This window comes from Streptomyces sp. NPDC087901 (genome assembly GCF_044742205.1).
Taxonomy (GTDB): Bacteria; Actinomycetota; Actinomycetes; order Streptomycetales; family Streptomycetaceae; genus Streptomyces.
Genome location: NZ_JBIUUC010000003.1, coordinates 208270 through 234478 on the forward strand (window position 1 = coordinate 208270; position 26209 = coordinate 234478).

26 protein-coding genes are annotated in these 26209 nt (G+C 70.9%); 16 read left to right on the forward strand and 10 right to left on the reverse strand.

Translation table 11 applies throughout. The features are described 5' to 3' along the window. Positions 1 to 133 precede the first annotated feature (133 nt). Both ACIOEW_RS10480 and ACIOEW_RS10485 read left to right on the forward strand, forming a co-directional pair. Complete coding sequence (locus ACIOEW_RS10480) at positions 134 to 1345, forward strand: pyridoxal phosphate-dependent aminotransferase (protein ID WP_401963194.1); 1212 nt, start codon at positions 134 to 136, stop codon at positions 1343 to 1345. Between the two features lie 84 nt (positions 1346 to 1429). Further along, the gene (locus tag ACIOEW_RS10485; protein WP_362546549.1) at positions 1430 to 1849 is read left to right on the forward strand and encodes a hypothetical protein; all 420 of its coding nucleotides are present in this window, start codon (positions 1430 to 1432) and stop codon (positions 1847 to 1849) included. 48 nt (positions 1850 to 1897) lie between these two features. Here ACIOEW_RS10485 and ACIOEW_RS10490 read toward each other — a convergent pair whose 3' ends face one another. Next, positions 1898 to 2404: a hypothetical protein gene (locus ACIOEW_RS10490; RefSeq protein ID WP_401963196.1), complete on the reverse strand. Its 507-nt coding sequence runs from the start codon at positions 2402 to 2404 to the stop codon at positions 1898 to 1900. 273 nt (positions 2405 to 2677) lie between these two features. Next, entirely contained in the window at positions 2678 to 4504 is a 1827-nt protein-coding gene (locus ACIOEW_RS10495) for a phosphoenolpyruvate carboxykinase (GTP) (protein WP_362546547.1), read from the reverse strand. Between the two features lie 209 nt (positions 4505 to 4713). Here ACIOEW_RS10495 and ACIOEW_RS10500 point away from each other — a divergent pair, with 209 nt between their 5' ends. The 3 genes from ACIOEW_RS10500 (at position 4714) to ACIOEW_RS10510 (ending at position 7722) form a co-directional block, all read left to right on the forward strand. Continuing rightward, positions 4714 to 5412, forward strand: a complete 699-nt coding sequence (locus ACIOEW_RS10500) for a hemolysin III family protein (protein WP_401963198.1) — start codon at positions 4714 to 4716, stop codon at positions 5410 to 5412. A gap of 148 nt (positions 5413 to 5560) precedes the next feature. Further along, entirely contained in the window at positions 5561 to 7078 is a 1518-nt protein-coding gene (locus ACIOEW_RS10505) for an MFS transporter (protein WP_401963200.1), read from the forward strand. 11 nt (positions 7079 to 7089) lie between these two features. Beyond that, a complete protein-coding gene (locus ACIOEW_RS10510; protein WP_362546541.1) occupies positions 7090 to 7722 on the forward strand; it encodes a TetR family transcriptional regulator in 633 nt (210 codons plus the stop codon). Positions 7723 to 7728: 6 nt separating this feature from the next. Here the strand turns inward: ACIOEW_RS10510 and ACIOEW_RS10515 are convergent, their stop codons facing one another. Then, positions 7729 to 9750 (reverse strand): thioredoxin domain-containing protein, encoded by a 2022-nt coding sequence (locus tag ACIOEW_RS10515; RefSeq protein ID WP_401963202.1) that lies wholly within the window; start codon positions 9748 to 9750, stop codon positions 7729 to 7731. A gap of 245 nt (positions 9751 to 9995) precedes the next feature. Between ACIOEW_RS10515 and ACIOEW_RS10520 the strand changes: the two genes are divergently transcribed. The 3 genes from ACIOEW_RS10520 to ACIOEW_RS10530 all read left to right on the forward strand — a co-directional run bounded on the left by ACIOEW_RS10520 (position 9996) and on the right by ACIOEW_RS10530 (position 12271). Beyond that, positions 9996 to 11309: a hypothetical protein gene (locus ACIOEW_RS10520; protein WP_401963204.1), complete on the forward strand. Its 1314-nt coding sequence runs from the start codon at positions 9996 to 9998 to the stop codon at positions 11307 to 11309. A gap of 141 nt (positions 11310 to 11450) precedes the next feature. Next, positions 11451 to 12038, forward strand: a complete 588-nt coding sequence (locus ACIOEW_RS10525) for a DUF2975 domain-containing protein (RefSeq protein WP_401963206.1) — start codon at positions 11451 to 11453, stop codon at positions 12036 to 12038. After that, positions 12038 to 12271 carry a helix-turn-helix domain-containing protein gene (locus ACIOEW_RS10530; protein WP_401963207.1) on the forward strand — a complete coding sequence of 78 codons (234 nt, stop codon included), beginning with the start codon at positions 12038 to 12040 and terminating at the stop codon, positions 12269 to 12271. Before ACIOEW_RS10525 ends, ACIOEW_RS10530 begins: the two co-directional genes overlap by 1 nt. 78 nt (positions 12272 to 12349) lie before the next feature. Here ACIOEW_RS10530 and ACIOEW_RS10535 read toward each other — a convergent pair whose 3' ends face one another. Further along, positions 12350 to 12517, reverse strand: coding sequence for an LPXTG cell wall anchor domain-containing protein (locus ACIOEW_RS10535; protein ID WP_401963209.1), 168 nt, complete (start codon positions 12515 to 12517; stop codon positions 12350 to 12352). Between the two features lie 134 nt (positions 12518 to 12651). Between ACIOEW_RS10535 and ACIOEW_RS10540 the strand changes: the two genes are divergently transcribed. Beyond that, complete coding sequence (locus tag ACIOEW_RS10540) at positions 12652 to 15906, forward strand: tetratricopeptide repeat protein (protein WP_401963211.1); 3255 nt, start codon at positions 12652 to 12654, stop codon at positions 15904 to 15906. A gap of 387 nt (positions 15907 to 16293) precedes the next feature. On the opposite strand, the gene ACIOEW_RS10545 is transcribed toward ACIOEW_RS10540, so the two are convergent. Both ACIOEW_RS10545 and mca read right to left on the reverse strand, forming a co-directional pair. Beyond that, on the reverse strand, positions 16294 to 16539 hold the full coding sequence (locus ACIOEW_RS10545) for a hypothetical protein (protein WP_350989294.1): 246 nt from the start codon (positions 16537 to 16539) through the stop codon (positions 16294 to 16296). A gap of 1 nt (position 16540) precedes the next feature. Then, positions 16541 to 17422, reverse strand: a complete 882-nt coding sequence (gene mca, locus ACIOEW_RS10550; RefSeq protein ID WP_362546523.1) for a mycothiol conjugate amidase Mca — start codon at positions 17420 to 17422, stop codon at positions 16541 to 16543. 151 nt (positions 17423 to 17573) lie between these two features. On the opposite strand from mca, the gene ACIOEW_RS10555 reads away from it, so the two are divergent. Both ACIOEW_RS10555 and greA read left to right on the forward strand, forming a co-directional pair. Beyond that, the gene (locus ACIOEW_RS10555; RefSeq protein WP_362546520.1) at positions 17574 to 17984 is read left to right on the forward strand and encodes a DUF4307 domain-containing protein; all 411 of its coding nucleotides are present in this window, start codon (positions 17574 to 17576) and stop codon (positions 17982 to 17984) included. Between the two features lie 189 nt (positions 17985 to 18173). After that, positions 18174 to 18671, forward strand: coding sequence for a transcription elongation factor GreA (gene greA, locus ACIOEW_RS10560; protein WP_401963214.1), 498 nt, complete (start codon positions 18174 to 18176; stop codon positions 18669 to 18671). Positions 18672 to 18736: 65 nt separating this feature from the next. Here the strand turns inward: greA and ACIOEW_RS10565 are convergent, their stop codons facing one another. From ACIOEW_RS10565 to ilvA, 3 genes are all read right to left on the reverse strand, one after another. After that, the gene (locus tag ACIOEW_RS10565) at positions 18737 to 19480 is read right to left on the reverse strand and encodes an ABC transporter permease (RefSeq protein ID WP_401963834.1); all 744 of its coding nucleotides are present in this window, start codon (positions 19478 to 19480) and stop codon (positions 18737 to 18739) included. Between the two features lie 104 nt (positions 19481 to 19584). Then, positions 19585 to 20589, reverse strand: coding sequence for an ATP-binding cassette domain-containing protein (locus tag ACIOEW_RS10570; RefSeq protein ID WP_362546511.1), 1005 nt, complete (start codon positions 20587 to 20589; stop codon positions 19585 to 19587). Positions 20590 to 20739: 150 nt separating this feature from the next. Beyond that, complete coding sequence (ilvA, locus tag ACIOEW_RS10575) at positions 20740 to 21969, reverse strand: threonine ammonia-lyase (RefSeq protein ID WP_362546508.1); 1230 nt, start codon at positions 21967 to 21969, stop codon at positions 20740 to 20742. A 156-nt stretch (positions 21970 to 22125) separates the two neighbouring features. On the opposite strand from ilvA, the gene ACIOEW_RS10580 reads away from it, so the two are divergent. The 4 genes from ACIOEW_RS10580 to ACIOEW_RS10595 all read left to right on the forward strand — a co-directional run bounded on the left by ACIOEW_RS10580 (position 22126) and on the right by ACIOEW_RS10595 (position 23726). Next, on the forward strand, positions 22126 to 22656 hold the full coding sequence (locus ACIOEW_RS10580; protein ID WP_401963217.1) for a MarR family winged helix-turn-helix transcriptional regulator: 531 nt from the start codon (positions 22126 to 22128) through the stop codon (positions 22654 to 22656). A 73-nt stretch (positions 22657 to 22729) separates the two neighbouring features. Next, a complete protein-coding gene (locus ACIOEW_RS10585; protein WP_401963836.1) occupies positions 22730 to 23224 on the forward strand; it encodes a sigma factor-like helix-turn-helix DNA-binding protein in 495 nt (164 codons plus the stop codon). A 5-nt stretch (positions 23225 to 23229) separates the two neighbouring features. After that, positions 23230 to 23472 (forward strand): hypothetical protein, encoded by a 243-nt coding sequence (locus ACIOEW_RS10590; RefSeq protein WP_401963838.1) that lies wholly within the window; start codon positions 23230 to 23232, stop codon positions 23470 to 23472. 62 nt (positions 23473 to 23534) lie between these two features. After that, positions 23535 to 23726: a DUF1059 domain-containing protein gene (locus ACIOEW_RS10595; RefSeq protein WP_136327728.1), complete on the forward strand. Its 192-nt coding sequence runs from the start codon at positions 23535 to 23537 to the stop codon at positions 23724 to 23726. A 57-nt stretch (positions 23727 to 23783) separates the two neighbouring features. On the opposite strand, the gene ACIOEW_RS10600 is transcribed toward ACIOEW_RS10595, so the two are convergent. Then, on the reverse strand, positions 23784 to 24929 hold the full coding sequence (locus ACIOEW_RS10600) for a cystathionine gamma-synthase (protein ID WP_362546499.1): 1146 nt from the start codon (positions 24927 to 24929) through the stop codon (positions 23784 to 23786). A 67-nt stretch (positions 24930 to 24996) separates the two neighbouring features. On the opposite strand from ACIOEW_RS10600, the gene ACIOEW_RS10605 reads away from it, so the two are divergent. Next, positions 24997 to 26100 carry a hypothetical protein gene (locus ACIOEW_RS10605; protein WP_401963220.1) on the forward strand — a complete coding sequence of 368 codons (1104 nt, stop codon included), beginning with the start codon at positions 24997 to 24999 and terminating at the stop codon, positions 26098 to 26100. The last annotated feature ends 109 nt before the right edge of the window (positions 26101 to 26209 follow it).

Genomic DNA, 26209 nt, shown 5'->3' on the forward strand with positions numbered 1-26209 from the left:
CCCCGGGTTCCCACGGTTCGGGAGCACGGGCACATGGCGATGGAAGCCGGGTCGGCGGGCGGACGGACCCGGGTGGGCGAATGGGCGGGGAAAGGCCGGGCAGGCCGCGAAACACAGTCGTAAGCTCGCAGACATGCAGGTCATCCAGTCCACGAAGCTCGCCAACGTCTGTTACGAAATCCGGGGCCCCGTGCTCGAGGAAGCGATGCGGCTGGAAGCAGCAGGTCACCGCATCCTCAAGCTGAACACCGGCAACCCTGCCGCGTTCGGTTTCGAGTGCCCGCCCGAGATCCTCGAAGACATCCTGCGCAACCTCTCCGGGGCGCACGGTTACGGCGACGCGAAGGGGCTGCTGTCCGCGCGGCGGGCGGTGATGCAGCACTACCAGACCAAGGGGATCGACCTCGACGTCGAGGACATCTACCTGGGCAACGGCGTCTCCGAGCTGATCCAGATGTCCATGCAGGCGCTGCTCGACGACGGCGACGAGGTGCTCGTACCGGCTCCGGACTATCCGCTGTGGACGGCGTCGGTCTCACTCGCCGGCGGGACGGCCGTGCACTACCGGTGCGACGAGCAGTCGGACTGGATGCCGGACCTGGCCGACATCGAGCGGAAGATCACCGACCGCACGAAGGCCCTCGTCATCATCAACCCGAACAATCCGACGGGTGCGGTGTACGACGACGAGATGCTGCGCGGGCTGACGGAGATCGCCCGCCGTCACAACCTGGTGGTCTGCTCCGACGAGATCTACGACCGGATCCTGTACGACGGAGCCACCCACACCCCGACCGCCACCATCGCCCCCGACCTGATGGTGCTCACCTTCAACGGGCTGTCGAAGAACTACCGGGTGGCCGGCTACCGCTCGGGCTGGATGGCGGTCTGCGGACCGAAGGCACACGCCTCCTCGTACATCGAGGGCCTGACGATCCTGGCCAACATGCGGCTGTGCGCCAACATGCCCTCGCAGCACGCCGTGGCCACGGCGCTCGGCGGGCGGCAGTCGATCAACGACCTGGTGCTGCCGGGCGGCCGGATCCTGGAGCAGCGGGACGTGGCGTACGACCTGCTGACGCAGATTCCGGGCGTGACCTGCGTGAAGCCGAAGGGGGCGCTGTATCTCTTCCCCCGGCTCGACCCGAAGGTCTACAAGATCAAGGACGACCGGCAGATGGTCCTCGACCTGCTGCGGGCCGAAAAGATCATGGTCGTGCACGGGACGGGGTTCAACTGGCCGGAGCCCGATCACTTCCGGGTCGTGACCCTGCCCTCGACCGAGGACCTGACGGACGCGATCGGCCGGATCGCCCGCTTCCTGGACGGATACGGGCAGGTCTGACCCGCAAACAGTCTCTCGAACATGGACAACTTTAGACTGAATCCAAGCTAGGATGGTTCCCACAGCACCACCAGGAGGCCATCCATGTACGAACCGATCCGCACCAAATCGGTCCACACACCGGCCGACCATGCCGACGACTTCCCGCATCGCACCCGCGAGGAGGAGCTGGACATCCAGCTCGCCGGACACCTGGCCGCCCTGCTCGCGGTCACCGACGAGCTGGGGCTGGGCGAGGCGGGCGACCGCATCGCCGAGCAGGTCGCCCGGTTGCGCGGCGCACCACCCGCCCGGCACGCCGGCCTGAGCGACGCGCCCGCGACCACCCTCCACCGCCGCGCCCACGCCCTCGCGGGCCGGGCCCTGGTGGTGGCGGCGTCCCGCGCCGACACCGTGGTCGCGATCCTCTCGGCCGAGCGTATGGACGCCCACACCGCAGCGGTCCAGGCCGCTGCCCCCGCCGAATCCCCCGCCGCCCCGCCGCGGCTGGTCGGCGCCCTCTGACGGCCCCGGTCCACGGCCGTCGAGGCGCGTGGACCGGGTGCCACCTCTTCATGGCATGGCCGACTTCGATGCCTCGGCCAGTTCGGTCGACAGGAACGTCGCGTCGGCGACCACACACTGCGGCCGGCCCCGCACCGGGACCGGCCCGGCGATCTCCCTGGTGACGGTCGCGCCCACCGCCAGGTCTTTGAGGACCACGGTGCGCCTGCCCGCCGAGTCGCCCCCGTCCTCGCCCCGCAGGTCCCGGAACGCGAGGGACACGGTGTAGCTCCCGGGCCGCTTCGCCTGGCTCGTCACCCGCACCTCGGCCACGGGGCCACCGGTGACCGCGTCCTTCCGGCAGGAGGAGATGCTCACGTCCTGGGACGGGAAGCGCAGGTCCCCGTGGTTCTTCCCCGAAACGTAGAAGAACGCCACCACGAGCGCGACCGGCGACAGGACCAGCAGCGAGGCCATCACCGCGATCAGGATCACCACCCAGCGGGGCGTGCGGGTGCGCCGGCGCCGCATGCCGGTGCGCTGGTCCGGATACGGCGGCAAGCCGGAGTACGTCATGGCCCCCCACAACCTCCGCGCCCCCTGGCACGGCCCGGTCAAACGTAAACCGGGGCGCACCCCTCCGACAGCTCGGGCCGGTCACAACCCGACTACGAACAGTGCCGGTTGGGGCCGGGGCCGCCACCCGGAAACGGGAGGTGCCCCCGGAACCCATCAGGTTCCGGGGGCCTCTCCAGGGGCGTGTTCGTGCACGTCCCTACCGCGGCAGGCCTTTGACCCCACAGGTCAGGGCGGATGTCGGGAGCCCGGCCGCGGAGATGGAAGGGGCGGTCAGCCCAGGCGCTGGACCAGGGCCCGGTACTCGTCCCACAGTTCCTTCGGCGTGTGGTCACCGAAGGTGTTGAGGTGCTCGGGGACCAGCGCCGCCTCCTCGCGCCAGACCTCCTTGTCGACCTTGAGCAGGAAGTCCAGGTCGGACTCGGAGAGGTCCAGGCCCTCGGTGTCGATGGAGCCCTTGGCCGGCAGGATGCCGATCGGGGTCTCGACGCCCTCGGCCTTGCCCTCCAGGCGCTCGACGATCCACTTCAGGACGCGGCTGTTCTCGCCGAAGCCGGGCCAGACGAACTTGCCCGCCTCGTTCTTGCGGAACCAGTTCACGTAGTAGATCTTCGGGAGCTTCGACTGGTCCGGCTTGTCCGCGCCGACCTTGAGCCAGTGGTTCATGTAGTCGCCCATGTTGTAGCCGCAGAACGGCAGCATGGCGAACGGGTCGCGACGCAGCTCGCCGACCTTGCCCTCGGCGGCTGCCGTCTTCTCGGAGGCCACGTTGGCTCCGAGGAAGACGCCGTGCTGCCAGTTGAAGGACTCGGTGACCAGCGGGACGGCCGAGGCGCGGCGGCCGCCGAAGAGGATGGCCGAGATCGGCACGCCCTTCGGGTCCTCCCACTCGGGGGCGATGATCGGGCACTGGCCGGCCGGGACGGTGAAGCGGGCGTTGGGGTGGGCGGCGGGCGTGCCGGACTCGGGGGTCCAGTCGTTGCCCTTCCAGTCCGTGAGGTGCTTGGGAAGCTCCTCGGTCATGCCCTCCCACCAGACGTCGCCGTCGTCGGTGAGCGCGACGTTGGTGAAGACGGAGTTGCCCCACATGGTCTTCATCGCGTTGGCGTTGGTGTGCTCGCCGGTGCCGGGCGCGACACCGAAGAAGCCCGCCTCGGGGTTGATCGCGTAGAGGCGGCCGTCCTCACCGAACCGCATCCAGGCGATGTCGTCGCCGATGGTCTCGACGGTCCAGCCGGAGATCGTGGGCTCCAGCATGGCGAGGTTGGTCTTGCCGCAGGCGCTCGGGAACGCGGCGGCGACGTACTTCGACTCACCGCGCGGCGGCGTGAGCTTCAGGATCAGCATGTGCTCGGCGAGCCAGCCCTCGTCGCGCGCCATGACGGAGGCGATGCGCAGCGCGTAGCACTTCTTGCCGAGCAGGGCGTTGCCGCCGTAGCCGGAGCCGTACGACCAGATCTCGCGGTCCTCGGGGAAGTGCGAGATGTACTTGGTGGAGTTGCAGGGCCACGGAACGTCCTCCTGGCCCTCCTCCAGGGGTGCGCCGAGCGTGTGGACGGCCTTGACGAAGAAGCCGTCGGTGCCGAGCTCGTCGAGGACGGCCTGGCCCATGCGCGTCATGGTGCGCATCGAGACGGCGACGTACGCGGAGTCGGTGATCTCGACGCCGATCGCGGAGAGCGGCGAGCCGACGGGGCCCATGCAGAAGGGCACGACGTACATGGTGCGGCCGCGCATCGAGCCGCGGAAGACGCCCTTCTCCCCCACGAAGATCTCCCGCATCTCGGCGGGGTCCTTCCAGTGGTTCGTCGGACCGGCGTCCTCCTCCTTCGCGGAGCAGATGAACGTCCGGGTCTCGACGCGTGCGACATCGCTCGGGTCTGAGGCCGCGTAGTACGAGTTCGGGCGCTTGATCTCGTCGAGTTTGGTGAACGTGCCCTTGGCGACGAGCTCCCCGCACAGGCGCTCGTACTCGGCCTCGGAGCCGTCGCACCAGACCACTCGGTCCGGTTCGGTGAGGGCTGCGATCTCGTCGACCCAGGAGACGAGCTCCTGGTGATTGGTGGGAACAGTGAGGGGAGCCGCGATGTCGCGCGCCACGATCGCTCCTTGATGAGGGTGTCTGTTTGGTAGGCCCCGTGGGGGCTGCGACCCGGATGCTTCTACCCCTTCGAATTCCCTGGCGCTCATCCGGTGCCGACCGCACTCATTTGATCATCCGACCGATCCGCCCATATGTCCAGGGGGCCGCCCACGTGAGCATCGCCACTCGTATCCGGTACCTACGGTGGCGTAGGTACGATGCGGGAATGACTGCTGACGCCGCCGCGCCCGAACCCGCCGGGCTGGAACCAGCCGGAACCGACGTCGCCGAGCTGAAGCCACGCATGCGCGGCTGGCTGCACGCCGGGATGTTCCCCGCCGTCGTGATCGCGGGCATCGTGCTCATCGCACTCACGGACAGCACCCGTGGCCGGATCGCCTGCGGGATCTACATCCTGACGGCATGCCTGCTGTTCGGCGTGAGCGCGGTCTACCACCGCGGTACGTGGGGGCCGCGCGGCGAGGCCGTACTGCGCCGGCTCGACCACGCGAACATCTTCCTGATCATCGCGGGCACCTACACCCCGCTGACCCTGCTCCTGCTGCCCGAGTCCACCGGGACCCCGCTCCTGTGGGCGGTCTGGGCGGCGGCAGTCACGGGCATCGCCTTCCGGGTCTTCTGGGTCGGCGCCCCGCGCTGGCTCTACACCCCCTGCTACATCGCGATGGGCTGGGCGGCGGTCTTCTTCCTGCCGGACTTCATGCGGACCGGCGGGATCGCGGTGCTGGTGCTCATCGTCGTCGGCGGGCTGCTCTACAGCGCCGGCGGCGTCATCTACGGCATCAAGCGGCCGAACCCGTCACCGCACTTCTTCGGCTTCCACGAGGTCTTCCACTCGCTGACCCTGGCGGCGTTCATCGTTCACTACGTCGGCATCTCGCTGGTGGCCTACAACCACAACTGAGCACCCCCCTTCCCCTCGATCAGGGCCGCGGCTTCCGAGCCGCGGCCCTTCTTCATACCCGGGCACAGGGGGCGCACCCCGTTAGATTGACACTCACCATCTTTTGAGAGTTACTGTCACTTGACTGCAACTCTCAAAGGAGTAGGCCATGAACCGACGCTGGTGGGCCCTGGGCGCGCTGGTGGCGAGCATGCTCGTCCTCGGCTTCGACATGACGATCCTCAATGTGGCGCTGCCGACCATGGCGGGAGATCTCGGCGCCACCACCGGTGAACAGCAGTGGATGGCGGACGCCTACGTCGTCGTGTTCGCCGCCCTGATGCTTCCGGCGGGCCTGCTCGGCGACCGGTTCGGCCGCCGCCGGATGCTCATCACCGGCCTCGGCATCTTCCTCGTCGGCTCGATCGCCGGAACGCTTGCCGATGACGTCTCCACCGTCGTGGCCGCCCGCTGCGTCATGGGCGTCGGCGGCGCGCTGGTGATGCCGCTCGCCATGGCCGTCCTGCCCTCGCTCTTCGGCGAGCCGAAGGACCGGATCAAGGCCATCGGCATCGTCTCGGCAGCCTCCGCGCTCGGCATGCCGCTCGGCCCGATCCTCGGCGGCTGGCTCCTCGACCACTTCTGGTGGGGCTCGATCTTCCTGGTCAACGTCCCCATGGTCGGCATCGGCATCACCGCCTGCGTGTTCCTGCTCCCCGAGACCCGGGACCCCGCGTCGCCCAAGGTCGACATCGTCTCCACCGTCCTGACCGCGACCGGCCTCGGCGCCCTGATCTACGCGATCATCGAGGCACCGGGCCGCGGCTGGGGCGACCCGCTGGTCCTTGCCGTACTGGCCGCCGGTGCGGCGCTGCTCGCCGCGCTCGTCGTACGGGAACGCAAGGCCGTCCGCCCGATGCTCGACATGTCCCTGCTGCGGCAGCGGCCGTTCCTGCTCAGCGCGCTCGCCGCCACGCTCGTGATGTTCGTGATGGCGGGGCTGATGTTCATCCTGCCCGGCTACCTCCAGGCCGTCCTGGGCCACGACGCCTTCGGTACGGGGCTGCGGATGCTGCCCATGATGGGCGGGCTGATCGTCGCCGCGAAGGCCGGCGGCCCGGTCACCGCACGGTTCGGGGCCCGCGCCACGATGTCGGCCGGACTCGTCGTGCTCGCCTTCGCCGCGCTGCTCGGCAGCCGCACGACGATCGACAGCGGCTACGGCTTCACCGCGCTGTGGCTCTCCGTCGCCGGGCTCGGTTTCGGCTTCGCCGTCGTCCCCGCCATGGACGCGGCCCTCGGCGCCCTGCCCGCGGACCGGGCGGGCAGCGGATCGGGGCTGCTGATGACCGTGCGGCAGACGGGCAGCGCTCTCGGGATCGCACTGCTGGGCAGCCTGCTCGCCGGTGCCTACAGCGGCCGGCTCGACACCACGGGCGTACCGGCGGCCGCCGCGGACACGGCCGGGGACTCCGTCGTCGCCGCCCACGCCGTCGCCGCACGGCTCGGCGCCCAGCGGCTCGCGGACTCCGCCGACGCGGCGTATGTGCACGGGATGAGCCTGGTCCTGCTCGTCATCGGTGCGACGGCGCTGGTGAGCGCCCTGCTGGTCGCGGCCTTCCTGACCACTCCGGCCCGGCGGCCGGCGGAGTCCGCGGACGTGGCCGCCGCCCCCGTCGATGCGTGACAATGGCGACCATGGCCGCCACCCCCCGTACCCCCTCCTTCACCGCACCCGGCGCGCAGCCCCCGATGGGGCTGCGCGAGCGCAAGAAGCTCAAGACACGGGTCGCGATCCGGCAGGCGACGTACCGCCTCATCCAGGAGCAGGGCTACGAGGCGACGACCATCGAGCAGATCGCGGAGGCGGCCGAGGTGTCGCCGAGCACGGTGTTCCGGTACTTCGCGACCAAGGAGGACATCGTCCTCACCGACGAGTACGACCCGATCATGGAAGCCGTGCTCCGGAGCCGCCCGGCGGACGAACTTCCGCTGGAGTCCCTGCGGTTGATGATGCACGAGGCGCTGACCGCGTTCGTCACCGCGGAGGACGAGGAACTGCGCCAGCGCACCCGGCTGATGGTGGAGGTCCCCGCCATCCGGGCCCGGATGACGGAGACCATGTCGGACACGGCCAAGGTGCTCACCCAGGTGCTCGCCGACCGCACCGGCCGCAGCCCGGACGACCTGCAGATCCGGGTCTTCATCGCTGCGGTGCTCGGTGCGCTGCGCGAGGTCACGCTGTACTGGGGCGAGCACGGCCAGAAGGGCGACCTCGTGGCGATGATCGACGAGGCGCTCGACACGCTGGGGAGCGGCCTGCGGCTGTGACGCGCCTCAGGCGCCGCTGCCCCTGAGCGCGTCCGCCAGCACCTCCGGGTCCGTGGTCGGTGCGTCGCACACGAAGTGCCGGCACACATACGCCGTCGGCGCACCGTCCACCATCGGACGGTCCGCCAGCAGCGGGAACTCCGTACCCGCCGTCTCCCCCGCCGCGACCACCGCACCGGGCGCCCGCCCCAGCAGGGCCGTACGGTGCAGCACGCCGCCGACGGGCCCGGCGACCGCCACCTCGCGCGGCCCGTCGAGCAGCGCCTCGGCCACCGCGAGCCCCCAGCCGGTGAACCGCGGCGCCCGCGGACCCAGCGCCTTCACCACACCCAACGCCCCCTCCGCAGCCGTGCGGTGGGGTTCCGATCCGGTGTACGCGGCGTACGAGAGCAGTGCACCGGCCGCCGCGGTCCAGCCGGCCGGGGTCGCACTGTCGGTGGGGTCCTGCGGCCGGCGGATCAGCTGCTCGGCATCGTCCGCCGTGTCGTACAACTGCCCGCCGTCGCCGGTGAAGTGCTGGAGCACGATGTCCGTCAGGAAGCCCGCGAACTCCAGCCATGCCCCCTCGCCGGTGACGGCGGCCAGGGCCAGGAAGCCCTCCGCGACATCGCCGTAGTCCTCCAGCACCCCGGCGTGCTCGCCGGCGCGGCCGTCCTTCGACGTGCGGACCAGCCGGGCGACGGGGCCCATGTGGAGCCGCACCAGCAGGTCCGCCGCCTCGGTGGCGCGCTCGATCAGGTCGGGGCGGTCGAAGTACGCCCCCGTCTCGGCGAGTGCGGCGATCGCCAGCCCGTTCCACGCCGCGACCACCTTGTCGTCCCGCCCCGGCCGCGCGCGCAGCTCACGGGCGGCGAGCAGCCGGGCCCGCACATCGGCGGCGCGGGCCTCGTCCGTGGCGTCCGCCGACGGGAGCCGGAGCACCGAGGAACCCTCCTCGAAGGTGCCCTCGTCGGTCACCCCGAAGAGCTCCGCGGCGAACACGGCGTCCTCCTCGCCCAGCACCTCGCGCAGCTGCGCGGGAGTCCAGACGTAGTACGCGCCCTCGACGTGCTTCCCGTTCGCGTCCTCGCTGTCGGCGTCCAGCGCGGAGGCGAAGCCGCCCTCGGCCGTGCGGAGCTCGCGGACCATGAAGTCGGCTGTCTCCAGCGCCACTCGGCGGGCGAGCTCGGAGCCGGTGGAGCGCCACAGGTGGGCGTAGACGCGGCAGAGCAGCGCGTTGTCGTAGAGCATCTTCTCGAAGTGGGGGACGACCCACTCGCGGTCCACCGCGTAGCGGGCGAAGCCTCCGCCCAGCTGATCGTAGATCCCGCCCCTGGCCATCGCCTCGCAGGTGTCGGCCGCCATCTGGAGTGCACCGTCGGCCCCGGTGCGGGCGTGGTGGCGCAGCAGGAACTCGATCGTCATCGACGGCGGGAACTTGGGCGCGCCGCCGAAGCCGCCGTGCTTCTCGTCGTACTCGCGGGTCAGTCCGAGGAGCGCCTGGGCGAGCTCCGACTCGCCGGGCAGGCCCTCGCCGCCCTGGGTGAGGGTGCGCTCGGACAGGTCGTGGACGATGCGCGACGCGACCTCGGCGACCTCCTCACGGCGGTCGGTCCAGGCCGCCGCCACACCTTCGAGCACCTGCCGGAAGGACGGCAGGCCCTGCCGGGACTCGGGCGGGAAGTACGTACCGAAGTAGAAGGGCTCCGCGTCCGCGGTGAGGAAGACGGTCATCGGCCAGCCGCCCTGGCCGGTCGCGGCCTGCACGGCCTCCATGTAGACGGCGTCGACGTCGGGGCGTTCCTCGCGGTCGACCTTGACGTTCACGAAGTGCTCGTTCATGTACGCGGCGGTGGCATCGTCCTCGAACGATTCGTGCGCCATGACATGACACCAGTGGCACGCGCTGTATCCCACGCTCAGCAGGACGGGCACGTCGCGCCGCCGGGCCTCCTCGAAGGCCGCGGGCTCCCACGGCCACCAGTCGACCGGGTTGTCCGCGTGCTGGAGGAGGTACGGGGACGTGGCGTGCGCGAGTCGGTTGGGCATGCCTCCATCCTTGCGCACGCCCGCGCGTGCCACCTAAGCGCCACGGGCGGGCACTGTTGGTGCTGGATACGCGACTCCGGTGGATCGACGGAGATCTAGTCGTGTCCGTTTCCGGGGATGCGATCCGAATGCGTTCGCCACTCCCGTACAACCCCCCGGCGGTGCCGGACGTCTCCTGAGCGAACAAACGTTCTTGCGTTGTTCCGATGCCCGTATCAACCACGCCACTTCATACAGAGGTTTCCATGGCCCATGCTTCTCCCCGCCGCCGCCGCGCTCTGCGCCGGACCGCAGGCGCCGTCGGCGCCGTAGCCCTGATGGTGCTGGGTGCCGCGCCCGCAGACGCCGCAGACCCGGACACCGGCCTCGTGATGAGCAAGATCGGCCCGATCGATGGGGTGAAGCCGGGCAGCGAGCTCGACCTGCCGGGTTCCTTCACCAACGCGGGAACCGGAGCGCTCGACAAGGTCTGGATGATCTGGTCCGCGACCATCGGCCTCAGCTATTCCTACCCGACGCCCTCCAACTGCTCGACCGACAACTACGGTGGCGCCGACGAGGCGCCTCAGTCCTACCTCCTGATCTGCGAGTTCGACCAGACGGTGAGCCCCGGTGTCGTCTACGCGCCCGAGGGGCTGAAGCTGAGGATCCACGACAGCGCCCTGAACGACGAACTGTCCGCGAGAGTCAGTAAGAGCCCTATCCAGATCCCGGAGGGCTGGCCGACTCAAGGCACCGGGCCCGCGATAAAGCTGGTGGAACGACCCGACGAGACCCCGGCCGCCCCGGGCTCCACCGAGCCCGCCTCGACCAGGACGAAGGTGACCGCCAAGAGCACGGCCGACTTCCAGGTGACGGGCGCCCACCTGAAGGGCAAGGTCGGCGACACGGTTCCGCTGACGGTGAAGTTCACCAATGCAGGACCCGGCTGGGTGGCAGGTGAGCCCTACGAATCCGTGACCAACGTCCATATCAAGATGCCTGCCGGCACGACGGTCACCGGGACCCAGCCCTGCCGGGACGAGGGGCAGGGGGCGTACGTCTGCGGCACCAGCAGCTCGTTCATCAACCCGAACAGCGAGAACACCTACAAATTCAAGCTGAAGATCAACAAGGCGGTGCCCGGGGCCAAGGGCTCGGTGACGCTCGAGAAGAAGTCCCGGCCCTTCGACCCCATCAAGTCGAACGACTCGGCGGACATCCTGCTCGACGTCGAGGGCGCCGGCACCACGGGCGGCAGCGGCTCCACGTCCGGCTCCGGCGGCTCGGGGACGTCCGGCTCCGGCAGCTCCGGCTCGACGTCCGGCTCCGGCGGCTCCGGGACTGCCGCCGCCGGCGGTTCCGGCTCCGGCACTTCCGGTTCGGCGTCCGGCTCCGGGACCGCCGCCACGGGCGGCAGCTCCGCCTCGGGCACCTCGGGCTCGTCCTCCACGGGCGGTGACCTGGCGGAGACCGGCTCCGGTTCCACCCTGCCCCTCGCGGCCGCGGCTGCCGGCGCCGTGGTCCTCGGGGCGGGCGGCGTCCTGGTGGCACGCCGCCGCGCCGCCCGGCAGCGGTAACGACCTCCGATCGGGCGGGGCGGGCGCGCACCCGCCCCGCCCCGCCCCGCCCGATCAAGCCTCACCGACGGCGTCGACTTGTCGAATATCGATATGCTCCACTAGTCTCCTCCATATCGAACTTCGATATGGAGGGATGCCGTGAACACGCGACTTACGAGGGCTCTGGCCTCGGTCACCTTCGGCCTGGCGGTGCTCTGCGGGCTCGCCTTCCTGGGCACTGCCGCCTCGCACATGCTCGATGACGGCGCGGTCTGCGTGAAGACAGGATTCTGGGCCAACGCCTCGTTCGGGCCGGAAGGACCGCCTGTCGGCAAGGGCGTGGACGCGTCCAGCAGTACCGCACGCCTCTGCCAGGACAGCCCCTCCGTGGGACAGCGGGCCGCGGACCTCGGGGGCGAATTGCCCTGGCTCCTGTTCGGCGCCCTCGCACTGCTGCTCTTCTCCCGGCTGCTGACGGGCGTCCTGCAACAGGGGCCGTTCACGGACACGGTGGCGCGACGGCTCTCGGCGCTCGGCTGGCTCGTCACCGTGGGCACGCCGCTGGCCGGCCTCATCGCCGGCTCGTCCCAGTCCTGGCTCGCCGGGAGCATGTCGCCGGTGGTGGGCTCCGAGCTCGAACTCTCCGGCCCGATGGCGCTCATCCTCGCCGGTCTGGGCGCGGTGATCATGGGGAGGATCATGCGCGAGGGCGTGCGCATGCGCGAGGACATCGAAGCGACCATCTGATGCCCGAGGACGAACCCCACGGAATCCGGATCCACCTCGACCGGATCCTCGCCGAGCGCGGCATGACACTCACCGAACTGTCTTCACAGGTGGGCATCACCGTCGTCAACCTGTCCGTGCTCAAGAACGGGCGGGCCAAGGCCGTGCGCTTCTCGACCCTGTCGAAGATCTGCGAGGTCCTCCGGTGCCAGCCGGGCGACCTGATCACCCACGACCCCACCGACCCGGCCTGACCACTGCCGGCGAAGGGCGGGACAGCTCCCCGTCCGTCCGCCGCGAGGGTACGTGCGGACGGGCAAACCGCCGTGAGATCAGGCGCGCTTGCGGCGCCGGGCGACCACGAGGGCGCCACCGAAGGCGACGAGCGCGGCTCCGGCCGCGACCAGCGGGAGGGTGCCGGGCCCACCCCGGTGGCGGCGCCCGCCGGTTTCCGCGCCGGGGAACCCGTCGGCCGCCTCGTCGCTGCCGCGGTCGGTCATGGTCCTGCGCTCCGCCTTCTCCGTACGGCTGTCGGCGCAGTCTCGCAGACTCCCTGTCGCGCACCGGCCCCAGGCAGGAGACTGGTACTCCACGCTGCCGGGTGCCGGGCGGGAACCGAGGGGGACATATGCGGATGCGGGACAGCCACCGGGCGGACGCCGAGAGGCTGTTGGCACGGGCCGTGGAGGAAGAGGTCCGGCGCTCCGGCGGGCGGACGGACCCTGGCGTACTGATGACGCGTGCGCGGGCCGGCCTGGACACCATGGCGGCGGGCGGCGCCGAGGAGTACACCGCGTACGTCGAGGCCCTGGATGCCGAGGCGGCCGGGCAGACGCCGCTGGCGCACCGGCTCAACCGGACGGCACTGGGAACACCCTTGCTGGTCACCGGAGTTGCTGCGGCAGCCGCCTTCGGCGCGGACCTGGCGCTCGGCACCGCCTCCGGCCTGGCGCTCGGCGCCGGGGCCATAGTCGCGGTCGCGGGCGCCACCACCACCGTCGCCAAGGTCACCGCATCGCACTGGCCGGCCGCCTCCCGCCGGGCAGGAGCCCTCGGACAGCCCGGCGGCACCGAGCAGTTGAGGCTCCAGTGGCTGACAGCGCTGGAGGTACGGGGCATCCGTCCGTTCATCGACCAGCAGCGGATGCTGACCGCCTCGTCCCGTACTCCGGCGAAGAAGACGGCCGCCGCCCAGCCCCGGTCCGCCCCGTCCCTGCGCGGCGGCGACCGCAGCGCGGCAGCGCGGATGCGCGCCCTCCTGGAGCAGTCGTTCAGCCATCTCCCCGCGCCCGAGACCCGGTTCGCGGGGCGCCGTGCCGAGCTGACCCGGATCGGGCAATGGGTGCACGCGGCCCGTGCGTCGACGGAGACAAAGCCGACCGTGGTCGTGTTGCACGGCCCGCCGGGGGCCGGGCGCACCGCGCTCGCCGTGCGAGCGGCGCACGATCTGAAGGACCAGTTCCGGGGCGCGTGCGTGGTGGACCTGCGCGGTGGCGCGGACGGCGAACCGCCACTGCCGACCCGCGACGCGCTGCTCCACCTGCTGAACCGCCTGGGCGCGCCCCGCGAACAGCTGCTGTTCCGTGACGGGGGCTCCGCGGGCCGGCCGGCCGGCACCTCGGCCGAGCAGCAGGTGCGCCGGCTCAGCGAGCTGTACCACCAGCATCTGACCGGAACCCCGGTGACGATCGTCCTCGACGACGCCAGTGACGCGGAGCAGGTCCGCACGCTGATTCCGGAACGTTCCGACAGCCTCGTCCTGGTCACCGCCCGCGAGCCGCTCGATCTGCCCGAGTCCCTCCCGGCGTGGGTGCATCAACTGGAGGTCGGGGCGCTGGATGCGGCGGGGGCGGAGGAGCTGCTGCGCACGGCCTCCCAGGAGGAGGAACAGGGGCTGTACGACTACCCGTCGAGCGAGGCGATCACCGAGCTGTGCGGCGGGCTGCCGCTGGCGTTGCGGATCGCGGGTTCCTCGCTCGGAGCGCGTACCCCCAGCGCGCTGGCCGCCGATCTCGCCGCGTACGGCCCGGTGCCACCGGTCGAGCGGGCGTTGTGGCTGCGCTACACCGACCAGTCCGAGCCGGCGCGGCGGCTGCTGCGCCGGCTCGCGCTGGCCGGGCGGGCCAGTCTGGGCGCCGCGGCGGCCGCCGCACTGCTCTCGGCCGACGATCAGGAGGCCGAACGGCTGCTGGCGGCCCTGTCCGGGGCCGGGCTGCTGGACCACGTGCGGGGCTCGCGCTACCGGCTGCACGATCTCGTACGGGGCTTCGCCCTGGCCCGGCTGCTCGACGAGGAGGAACCGGCCGACCGCACGGCCGCGCAGGAGCGGCTGATCGTGAACTACGCGGAGCTGGCGGGCGCGGTGATCCGGATGGTGGACGGCAAGATGTCCACCCGGGCAGGGCAGTTCGGACCGCACGGATTCAGCTCCCTCGACGCGGCGCTGCGCTGGCTGGACGACGAGTCGAGCTTCATCACGTCCGCGCTGCGGCACAGCGAGGGCGTCGACCAGGGCGCGGTGCTCGACCTGCTGGGGGCGCTGTGCGACTACTGCCTGCTGCGCGGCGACCTCTACCGGCTGGGCGAGATCAGTGAGTTGACGCAGGCCGTCGACCAGGGGCTGCTGGAGCGGTCGGTGCAGTGGCGGACCGGTATCGCGGCCCGTCAGCTCGGCGAGCTGGACAAGGCCCGCACGACGCTGTCGTCCGTCGTCGGCCTGTACCGCGAGGCGCAGAACGACTCGGGTACGGCGCTGGCGCTGTGCTCGCTCGGCATCACCCTGCACCACCAGGGCAATCTGACGGAGGCGGCGGCGCGGCTGCGCGAGGCGATCGGGCTGCAGTCCTCCGCGGCGCAGGCGGAGGACCGGGCCTGGTCGCTGCACGCACTGGCCGCGGTGGAGCGCGACCGGGCCCATCTGCCCGAGGCGCTGGAGCTCCTGGACACGGCGCTGGTCCTGCACCGCGAGGGCGAGTCGCTGCACGGGGAGGCGTGGACGCAGTTCCAGCTGGGTCAGGTGCGGCTGCGGATGGGCGATGTGGAGCGGGCCGAGTCGGCGCTGCGTACGGCCCTGGATCTGTACGGGCGGACGCGGGACGAGCGGGGCTCGGCGTGGGCGCTGACCCAGCTGGCCCGGGCCCGGCTGATGGACGGCGATCCGGCGCCGGCGGTGGAGCAGCTGAACGCGGCCCTGGCCCGCCACCGCGACAGCGAGGACGCGCGGGGCGAGGCGTGGACGCTCTACTACCTGGGCCAGGCGCTGGAGGAGGCAGGCGACACCGATCAGGCGGTACGGCAGCTGGAGCGGGCCCGGACGATGTTCTCGCGGATGCGGGACGTGTACGGGCTGGCGTGCGCCCGCCACCACTCGGGGCGGGTCACCCGCGACCAGCGGGCCGCGCAGACGGGCAACCTGCGCAACTCCGGTTTCGCCCGTCAGCTGCTGGTGGACGCGCGGGCCGACTTCCGGCGCATCGGGGTCGCCCACGGGGAGGCGTGGACATGTCTGGAGCTGGCCCTGATCGACGCGGGAAACCAGCGTGCGCCGCAGGCCCTGGAGCTGTGCGGTGAGGCGGCCGCGCTGTTCGACTCGTACGGCGATACGCGGGGCGCAGACTGGGCCGGCTTCCTGCGCTGCACGCTGCTGCCGTACGCCTCGCCGGGCGGCATCGAGGTAGGCACGGTGGTGGCACAGCAGGAGCTGGCCGACCTGATCGCGGCCGGGCATCCGACGCGGGATGCGAAGCTGGAGGACTGCGCGGCGGCGTTCCGGGTGGTGCTGAACCGGGGCGTGGACCTGGAGGACGGCTGGCAGGCCTGGCGCCTCGGCCTGACCCCGACCCGGCAGGCCCGGGAAATCATGGGGGTGCCGGTCCCGGGCGACGGCTGACGCGGGGGCCACCCCGGCGCGTCCGGCTCCGTCCATGAGCTGGGCCGGGCCGGGTTGGGCTGGGTTGGGCCGGCCTCGGCCGGGCTGCCCTGGGATGCGCGCTCGGACCGGTGATCGACGCAGCGGCCCGGCGCGGAGCCGGGCGCGATCCGTGGCTCCGGGGTGCGGGCTGCTGGGTGCTCGGTTGCTGGGCCTTGTCGCCGCCACGACGATCCGGGCGAAGTGGACGGCCGGACGGGCGGCGACGACGGTGCTCACGCCGGACGGCAGCGGCGACGCTGCGCATGCCGGACGGCGAGCTCACGCCGAACCGACCCGCGTGCCCGTCGCCGTACCGGTCCGCACGGGCGGGGCTGAACCGGTCGTCCGGTGCCGCCCCGCCCCCGCCTACTTCCGCTTCGCGGAACCCGCGGGCTCCGCCGCACCCTTCGCGCCGGCCGACGCCTCCGGCGCCTCGGGGGCCTCCTCGAAGTCGACCTTGCCCATGTGCCGGTTCATCGACTTCATCAACAGCCACACGCCCACGGCGAGCGCGGCGAAGACGATGAAGCCGAGGACCCCGGGGGTCACCTTGTTCTTGTCCAGTTCCTCGGCGAGCGGGACGAGGTGCGTCAGTGCCTGAGTCGCGTACATATCAGGCATTGTCGCGGATGCCCGCGAAGAGGTCGCTCTCGGGGAGGGAGGTATCGACGAGAGACTTCGCCAGCTCGTACTCCTCGGTCGGCCAGACCTCCCGCTGGATGTCCATCGGAACGCGGAACCAGCCGCCGTCGGGGTCGATCTGCGTCGCGTGCGCGATCAGCGCCTTGTCGCGGATCTCATAGAAGTCCGCGCACGGAACGTGCGTGGTCAGCGTGCGCTCGGCGCGCTCGAACTCCTTCCAGCGCTCCAGCCAGTCCCCGTACGGCGACTCCAGACCGCGGGCCAGCAGGGCCTCGTGCAGCGCGACCGTGCGCGGCTTGTTGAAGCCCTGGTTGTAGTAGAGCTTCTGCGGCGTCCAGGCGGGACCGAACTCCGCCTCGGGGAACTTCTCGGTGTCCGCCGCACCGTCGAAGGCGATCATCGAGATCGTGTGGGTCATGATGTGGTCGGGGTGCGGGTAGCCCCCGTTCTCGTCGTACGTGGTGACGACCTGCGGCCGGAACGCACGGATCTTCGCGACGAGGCGCCCCGCCGCCACGGTCTCGTCCGCCAGCGCGAAGCAGCCCTCGGGCAGCGGCGGCAGCGGGTCGCCCTCGGGCAGACCCGAGTCGACGAAGCCGAGCCACTCCTGCTTGACGCCCAGGATCTCCCGGGCCTCGTCCATCTCCTTCTTGCGCACCTCGTGGATGTTCTCCTCGATGTACGCGTCGCCCTGGAGTTTCGGGTTGAGGATGGAGCCACGCTCGCCTCCCGTGCAGGTCACGACCAGCACGTCCACCCCCTCGGACACATACTTGGCCATGGTGGCCGCGCCCTTGCTCGACTCGTCGTCGGGGTGGGCATGTACGGCCATCAGTCGAAGCTGCTCAGTCAAGACTCGATCCTCAGTGATTGGTCGCCAGCAAGGGTGCCGTCCCGCAGGGACGTCGGTGTGGGGTGGCGGTCGGGTGGCGCACGGGCGGCTTCTATAGTGACCGAACACGGGGGTGGAAAATTCCTCGATCCCCGGTACGGGAGGAACGATCATGACGGCGGTGCGCGAGACGCCTCCCGAGAACCGTTACGGCCGCTCCGCGGACCAGCGCGCGGACCGCAAGCTCAAGATCATCGGCTCCGTCCTGGGCGTCGCCCTGCTGGGTGTGGTCGGCTGGATCGGTTACGGCTATGTGAGCGGTCAGGGCCTCAGCGCCGAGATGATCAAGTTCAAGGTCGTCTCGGACGACCGCGTCGAGGTGCACCTTGAGGTCCGCAAGGACCAGGACGCCAAGGGCTACTGCACGCTTCGCTCGCTGAGCGAGGAGGGTGCGGAGGTGGCCCGCAAGGACTTCCGCTTCGACGGCGCCACCGACCGCGTCGACCAGGTCCTCACCCTGCGTACGACGTCCAGGGCGACCGCCGTCGAGCTGCTGGGGTGCACGGACGACGACGGGGCGTAGCGTTGACCGCCGCACGGGTGACCTGAGCGACTATTGACGGCGCTGACCTGCGGTTCAACACTCTCAACCGTTTACCTCCTCCCCCTTTCTCCGGCGAATTGTTAGGCTCGTGGTTTCGCCCACCCGTGGAAGCGCATGCTTCGGGGTAGGGCGATGCTTTGTATTCCCAGTACCGACGAGGAGCACCCTGTGACCCAGACCAGCGAAAACGTCACCTGGCTCACGCCGGAGGCGTACAGCCAGCTCAAGGCCGAGCTGGAGTACCTGTCTGGTCCCGCGCGCACGGAGATCGCCGTCAAGATCGCGGCGGCCCGTGAGGAGGGCGACCTGCGCGAGAACGGCGGGTACCACGCGGCCAAGGAGGAGCAGGGCAAGATGGAGCTCCGGGTGCGCCAGCTGACCCAGCTCCTGGAGCACGCGAAGGTCGGCGAGTCGCCGGCCGACGACGGCGTGGTCGAGCCCGGCATGGTCGTGACGATCGCCTTCGACGGCGATGACGACGACACGACGACCTTCCTCCTGGCCTCCCGCGAATACGCGAGCTCGGACATCGAGACCTACTCCCCGCAGTCCCCGCTCGGCGTGGGCGTGAACGGCAAGAGGATGGGCGAGAGCGCCGAGTACGAGCTGCCGAACGGCAAGATCGCCAGGGTGAAGATCCTTTCGGCGAAGCCGTACTCCGGCTGATCCGCACACCCCACGCACAGCGGGAAGCCCCGGCCGTTTCATCCGGCCGGGGCTTCCCGCTGTGCTCAGACGGCGACCGAGCGGTACTTGCGGACCGCGAGGGTCCGGAACACCGCGATGATCAGCACGGACCAGATCAGCGAGGCCCAGACCGGGTGCTGCATCGGCCAGGCGTCGGACGTCGAAACGCCCGGGTTCCCGAAGAGCACGCGGCAGGCCTGGACCGTCGCACTGAACGGGTTCCAGTCGGCGATCGGCTGGAGCCAGCCCGCCATCTGGCTTGAGTCCACGAAGGCGTTGGAGATGAACGTCACCGGGAACAGCCAGATCAGCCCGCCCGAGGTGGCCGCCTCAGGGGTCCGGACGGACAAGCCGATCAGCGCGCCGATCCAGGAGAAGGCGTAGCCGAGCAGGAGGAGCAGCCCGAACGCGCCCAGCGCCTTGGGAATGCCCTCGTGGATGCGCCAGCCGACCATCAGGGCGACGATCGTGAGCACCAGCACGGTGAACATGGTCTGGACGAGGTCGGCCAGTGTGCGCCCGGTGAGCACCGCGCCGCGCGCCATGGGCAGCGAGCGGAACCGGTCGACGAGCCCCTTGTGCATGTCGTCGGCGATCCCGGCGCCCGCTCCCGCGGTGGCGAAGGTGACGGTCTGCGCGAAGATCCCGGCCATGAGGAAGTTCCGGTAGACGACGGGGTCCGTCGAACCGCCGATGTTCATGGAGCCGCCGAACACGTAACTGAACAGCACTACGAACATAATTGGCTGGATGAGCCCGAAAAGTACTACTTCGGGAATCCGGGTCATGCGCAGCAGATTCCGACGGGCGATGACCAGCGAGTCGCGGGCGGACTGCCCGATGCCGCCGGCGCCTCTGGGCGCGGGGGCCGCGGTCGTACGGGTGACAGCACTCACTTCTCCGCCTCCGTCCGGGCGGCGGACTGCACGTCCGTCCCGTTCTCGTCGCTCTTCTCCTGCTCGGCCGCGTGGCCGGTGAGGGAGATGAACACGTCGTCGAGGGTGGGGCGGCGCAGCCCGATGTCGTCGATCCCCACGCCGCGGCCGTCCAGGTCGCGGATGACCTCGGCGAGGAGCTTGGCGCCGCCGTTGACCGGGACGGTCAGTTTGCGCATGTGCGGGACGACGGCGACCTCGCCCTTGCCCAGGTGGGCGAGGACCTCGCGGGCCGGGTCGATCTGGTCGGGCCGCTGGACGACGACCTCGACGCGCTCGCCGCCGGTGCGGGCCTTGAGCTGGTCGGAGGTGCCGCGGGCGATGACGAGACCGTGGTCGATCACGCAGATGTCGTGGGCGAGACGGTCGGCCTCCTCCAGGTACTGCGTGGTCAGCAGGAGCGTCGTGCCGCCGGCGACGAGTTCCTCGATGACGTCCCAGAGCTGCTGCCGGTTGCGCGGGTCGAGGCCGGTGGTCGGCTCGTCCATGAACATGACCGGCGGGGAGACGACGAGCGCCGCCGCGAGGTCGAGCCGGCGGCGCATGCCGCCGGAGTAGGTCTTGGCGGTGCGGTCGGCCGCGTCGGCGAGGTTGAACCGATCCAGCAGCTCCGTGGCCCGGGCCTTCGCGTCACGGGAGGACATCTGGTAGAGCTGGCCGACCATCTGCAGGTTCTCGCGGCCGGTCAGATATTCGTCGACGGCGGCGAACTGACCGGAGAGCCCGATCGAACGCCGCACCTCGTTGGGCTTCTTCAGTACATCGATGCCCGCGACGAAGGCGCTGCCGCTGTCGGGCATGAGCAGCGTCGTGAGGACGCGTACGGCGGTCGTCTTACCGGCTCCGTTGGGGCCGAGAAGTCCGAGGACGGTGCCTTCCGGCACGTCGAGGTCGACGCCGCCGAGTGCTCGTACGTCTCCGAAGGTCTTCACCAGACCTTCGGCGTAGATGGCGCCTGGCATACGGGATTCCCCCAGTACGTTCGGGTGACTTCCTCACAGATCCTAGATTTGCCCGTGTTTCCGCGCCCGGTGAACACACGAGGCGAACGCACGTGCGTCCCCGGGCCGGGCGCAGGAACAGTAACGCGATACATCGCGACTGACAAGTGGTCAGACCATGACGAGATAGCCCGCCCCGCGCAGCGCCGCAGCGACCTCCTCGCAGTGCTCGGGGCCCTTGGTCTCCAGGTGGAGCTCCACCTCGGCCTCGGTGAGGCCGAGCCGGGGGTCGGTGCGCACATGGATGACGTCGAGGACGTTGGCGTCGGCCACCGTGAGCACTCCCAGCATGGTCGCCAGCGCGCCGGGGCGGTCCGTCAGGCGCAGCCGCAGGCTCAGATAGCGGCCGGCCGCCGACATGCCGTGGGTCAGGATGCGCTGCATCAGCAGCGGGTCCACGTTGCCGCCGGACAGCAGCGCCACCACCGGGCCGCGGAACGACTTCGGGTCGCTCAGCAGCGCGGCCACCGGGCTCGCACCGGCCGGTTCCACCACCATCTTCGCCCGCTCCAGGCAGAGCAGCAGGGCGCTGGACAGCTCGTCCTCGGAGACCGTACGGACCTCGTCGACCAACTCGCGGACCAGGCCGAAGGGCACGTCGCCGGGGCGTCCCACCTTGATGCCGTCCGCCATCGTCTGGAGCGAGCCGATCGACACGGGGTGGCCCGCGGCCAGCGACGGCGGATAGCAGGCGGCGCCCGCCGCCTGTACGCCGATGATCCGCACGTCGGGCCGGATCGCCTTCACCGCCACGGCGATCCCGGCCGCGAGCCCGCCGCCGCCGACGCCGACCACGATCGTGCGCACCTCGGGGCACTGGTCGAGGATCTCCAGGCCAACCGTCCCCTGCCCCGCGATGATGTCCGGGTGGTCGAAGGGGTGGATGAAGACCGCACCGGTCTCCTGTGCGTACTCCTGCGCCGCGGCAAGTGTCTCGTCGACGACGTGGCCGTGCAGCCGCACCTGCGCCCCGTACTCACGGGTCGCGGCGACCTTGGGCAGCGGCGCCCCGACCGGCATGAAGACCGTTGCCCGTACGCCGAGCAGCGCAGACGCGAGCGCGACACCCTGCGCATGGTTTCCGGCGCTCGCGGCCACCACACCGGCCGCCCGCTCGACCGGGGTGAGACCGGAGATGCGTACGTACGCGCCCCGCAGTTTGAACGAGCCGGTCCGCTGCAGGTTCTCGCACTTGAACTGGACGGGCGCACCCACCAGGGCGGACAGATGGCGGCTTCCCTCCAGCGGCGTGACCCTGGAGACGCCGGAGAGCATCTTCTGCGCCCCTCGGACGTCATCGAGGATCAGCGGGGGGAAACGGCCGGGCGGTGGGAAGTTCATACCGCAAGTCTTGCAGCTGAAAGGGGTTGCGGCCGCCGCCGACTGGCCCCTCCTGCGCCGATGTCCGCAGGTTTGTGCGGCGCTGGTACACGTTGCCCCGGGGCCGCGTACTCTGTCCCCCACCCATCCGACACCCTACGAAGAGAGCCCCCGGCCATGCCCCCTCAGGACATGACGACTGCCACGTCTCCTTCCGGGGGCGCAACCCCGGAGAACCCGGGTCACGACCACCTTCTCGACGCTCTGCAGCACCAGGTGGCGGTCTTCGCCCGGCGTGCCGAGCAGACCCGCCTCGGCGGCGTCGGCCAGGTGCGCAACTCCATGGACCGGGCCGCGTATCTGCTGCTCAACCGGCTGGACCGGGAAGGCCCCATGGGCGTCAAGGCGCTGGCCGCCGGAATGGGGATCGACTCCTCGACGGTGACCCGGCAGGTCGCGCCGCTGGTGGACACCGGTCTGGTCAAGCGCACCTCGCATCCGGAGGACGGCCGTGCGGTCGTCCTCCAGCTCTCCCCGCGCGGCCAGGCGCGGCTGGAGGAGGTCCGGGCCTCGCGTCGCGAGCTGATGTCCCAGGTGACGGACGAGTGGACAGAGGACGAGCGGGACACGTTCTGCGCGCTGCTCACCCGCTTCAACGGGTCCCTGGCCGCGCGGCAGGCGGCGCACCAGCCGCCGTCGGCGGGATAGGGCCCGGCACAGGCTCTGACCCACCGGGCCCTGGGGGTTGACCCGGGGCCCGTGGAGCGCTCCGATGGACCTCGTGCGAGAGCGCCATGCGGTCCGACTGCGGCGCCGCGCCCAGGAGTTCGAGGCCTTCGTGGCGGGCGCGGCGGGCCGGCTGCTGCACACCGCGACTCTGCTCACGGCCGAGCCTGCGGATCCGCCGGGCGCCAACGAGCGCGCGCTGCGGCTGCTCACCGCGGCGCTGGCCCGGACCTACGCGGACTGGGACCGGCTGCACGGCGAGGATCCGTACAACCGCACCCGGCAGGATCTGGCCACCCGGTTCGCCCGGCAGGCCTGGCGCCATCGCCGTCCGCGCGGCGGGCAGCTGGACCGGCTGACCCCGCAGGAACGGCTGGTCCTGGTGCTGCGCCTGTACGAGGGTGCCCCGGAGGAGCAGACTGCGGCGCTGCTCGGGATGCCGGTGGAGCGGGTCCGCGTGGTCTGCATCGGCGGGGCGGCCAGGTTCCGGGGTACCGGGACTCGGCCGCCGCGCCGGGATCGCACCCGACCCCTGGGGACTGCGCCGTGAGCGGCATGGGGCGCAGGGAGGACGAGGTCCGGCGGATGCTGGACACCCCCCATCCGCAGGTGCCCGCGGAACTGGCGGCGCGGGCGGCGGAACGCGGTGACCGGCTGCTGCGCCGCCGGCGGGTGCTGGGTCGGCTGTGGCTGCTGACGGCGGCCGCGGTGGTCGTGGCGTTCGCGGTGTGGGCGGTGGTGGCCCAGCCCTGGCAGGTGCCGCCCGCCGAGACGACGCCGCCGCTGGAGGGCTGGTAGGCGCGCAGGTGCCCGGGTTCATGCCGTTCTATCCTGGAAGGGCACTGCCCGAGGAGGCTGTGATGACCAGGAAGATCGCTGACTGCCGCAAGTATCCGAGCGTGTCGAACTGTTCGCTGACCATCTCCGGTGAGGAGGACGAAGTCGTGCGGGCGGCGACCGAGCACGCGGTCTCGGTCCATGAGCACACCGACAGTCCCGAGCTGCGGGAGCAGGTCAGGGCTTCGCTGGAGGACGAGAAGGCCTCGGTCTGAGGGTGACCGCACCAGGGGCGGGGCCGGCGAAACCGGCCCCGCCCGCGAATGAGAGGACTAGCCGAGCGCCTGCGTCAGGTCGGCCAGCAGGTCGTCGCCGTTCTCGATGCCGACGGAGAGGCGGACCAGGTCGGCCGGGACCTCCAGCGGGGATCCGGCGGCGGAGGCGTGCGTCATCCGGCCCGGGTGCTCCAGCAGCGACTCGACGCCGCCGAGCGATTCACCGAGCGTGAAGAGCTTCGCGCGGTTGCAGACCTCGACGGCCGCTTCCTCGCCGCCCGCGACCCGGAAGGACACCATCCCGCCGAAGGCCTTCATCTGCTTGGCGGCGATCTCGTGGCCCTGGTGCTCGGGCAGCCCGGGGTAGAGGACCTGGGTGACCTTGGGGTGGCGGGTCAGCAGTTCGGTGACCCTGGTGGCGTTCTCGCTGTGCCGGTCCATCCGGACGGCGAGGGTCTTGATGCCGCGCAGCACCAGCCAGGCGTCGAACGGACCGGCGACGGCGCCCATCGCGTTCTGGTGGTACGCCAACTCGTCCGACAGGTCGGGGTCGTTGGCGATCAGCGCGCCACCGACGACGTCCGAGTGGCCGCCCATGTACTTGGTCGTGGAGTGGACCACGACATCGGCGCCCAGGGCGAGGGGCTGCTGAAGGTAGGGGCTGGCGAAGGTGTTGTCGACGACGAGCCGTGCACCCGCGGCGCGGGCGACACCGGCGACCGCCGCGATGTCGGTGATGCCGAGCAGCGGGTTGGAGGGGGTCTCCACCCAGATCGCCTTGGTACGCGGGGTGATCGCGGCCCGGACCGCCGCCACGTCCGAGGTGTCGGCGACCGAGAACTCCACGCCCCAGCGCGAGGCGACCTTCGCGAACAGCCGGAACGTACCGCCGTAGGCGTCGTTCGGGATGACCACGTGGTCGCCGGGCGTCAGCAGCGTACGGAGCAGGCAGTCCTCGGCGGCGAGGCCGGACGCGAAGGCGAGTCCGCGGCGGCCTCCCTCCAGGGCCGCGAGGTTCTCCTCCAGCGCGGTGCGCGTGGGGTTGGCGCTGCGGCTGTACTCGTAGCCGCCGCGCAGGCCGCCCACGCCGTCCTGCTTGTACGTGGACACCTGGTAAATGGGCGGAACAACGGCGCCGGTAAGGGGATCGGCGGTGTTTCCCGCATGGATCGCGAGAGTCTCGAAGCTGTGCTGGTCGCTCATGGGCCCCGAGCGTAGTTCGTTCCGAGGGCGCTCACAGAGCACCTTGCCGTCCGGTGACAATGGGGGCATGGAGATTCTGTGGTTCCTGCTCGCGCTGTGCATGCTCGCCGCGGTCGTCGGCCCCTATGTGCTGCGCCGTCGCGGCGGTATCCGTCAGGTGGCGCCCGGTTCCCCGGACGCCGCCGATCCGGACACCTACGGCTTCGTGCGCCAGGAGGAGCTGGACATCCGGATGCCTGGCCCCGACCAGGATCTTCTCGATGTGCTCGATGTCGTCCAGCACACCCAGGAGTGGCGGGCCGCGTCCCAGCTGCTGTCCGGGACGCCGAAGGAGGGCGAGGTGCGGTGGCAGCGGGTGCAGGCGTTCGCCGGGGCCGCCTCGCTGGAGCTGATGCAGCGGCCGGGCGTGGGCGGGGCATGGCTGCGCAAGTGGCGGGCCGAGGCACCTGAGGACGCGGGGGCCGCGGCCGTGCACGCGGAGTTCCTGGTCCAGCAGGCGTGGCGTTCGTCCACGACCGGTACGGACGACTTCCGGATCATTCTGGAGGAGGCGCGTACGGTCGTCGGCGAGGCGGCCGCGCTGGCGCCGGGCGACCCCGTCCCGTATCTGGCGGAACTGGCCGTCGCCCGTGGACTCGGGTACTCCCACGAGGAGTTCGACCAGCTCTGGGCGAAGATCATCGACCGGGCGCCGGCCCACATGGGCGCGCACATCGCGGCGCTGCACTTCTGGTGCGAGAAGTGGCACGGATCGCGCGAGGAGGCCGACCGCTTCGCGACCGCGGCCGCCGCCCGCGCCCCGCAGGGCTCACTGCTGGCCGCCCTGCCGCTGTTCGCCGTGTACGAGCATCTCCCCGAGGTCAATCTCGTGCAGGGGTTCTACCGGAGCCTGGTGGTGACGAAGGCGGTCGAGGGCGCGATGTTCGCGGTCCACGCGGCCCGCGCCGACGACCCGATGCTCGCGCACGTCCGTCATCTCCTGGTGCTGTTCCTGGTACGGATGGAGCGCTGGTCCGAGGCGATGAACCAGCTGATCCACATCGACGGACACGTGGGCGCGCTGCCGTGGACGGCGAACTCCGACCCGGCCGCCGAGTACACCGTGTACCGGGCCCTGGCGGTGGCCGGCTACGAGGCGAACGGCGGCAGCCCCGCGACGCTGCTGAGCTGACGCGGCACCGGGACCTCCCGAGGCGCGACTGTGCGACCGTGGGAGCGACGTACTCCTGCTTTCCCCGGCCGTTTCCCACGACCGCACAAGACTTCCCGCGACTGCTTCC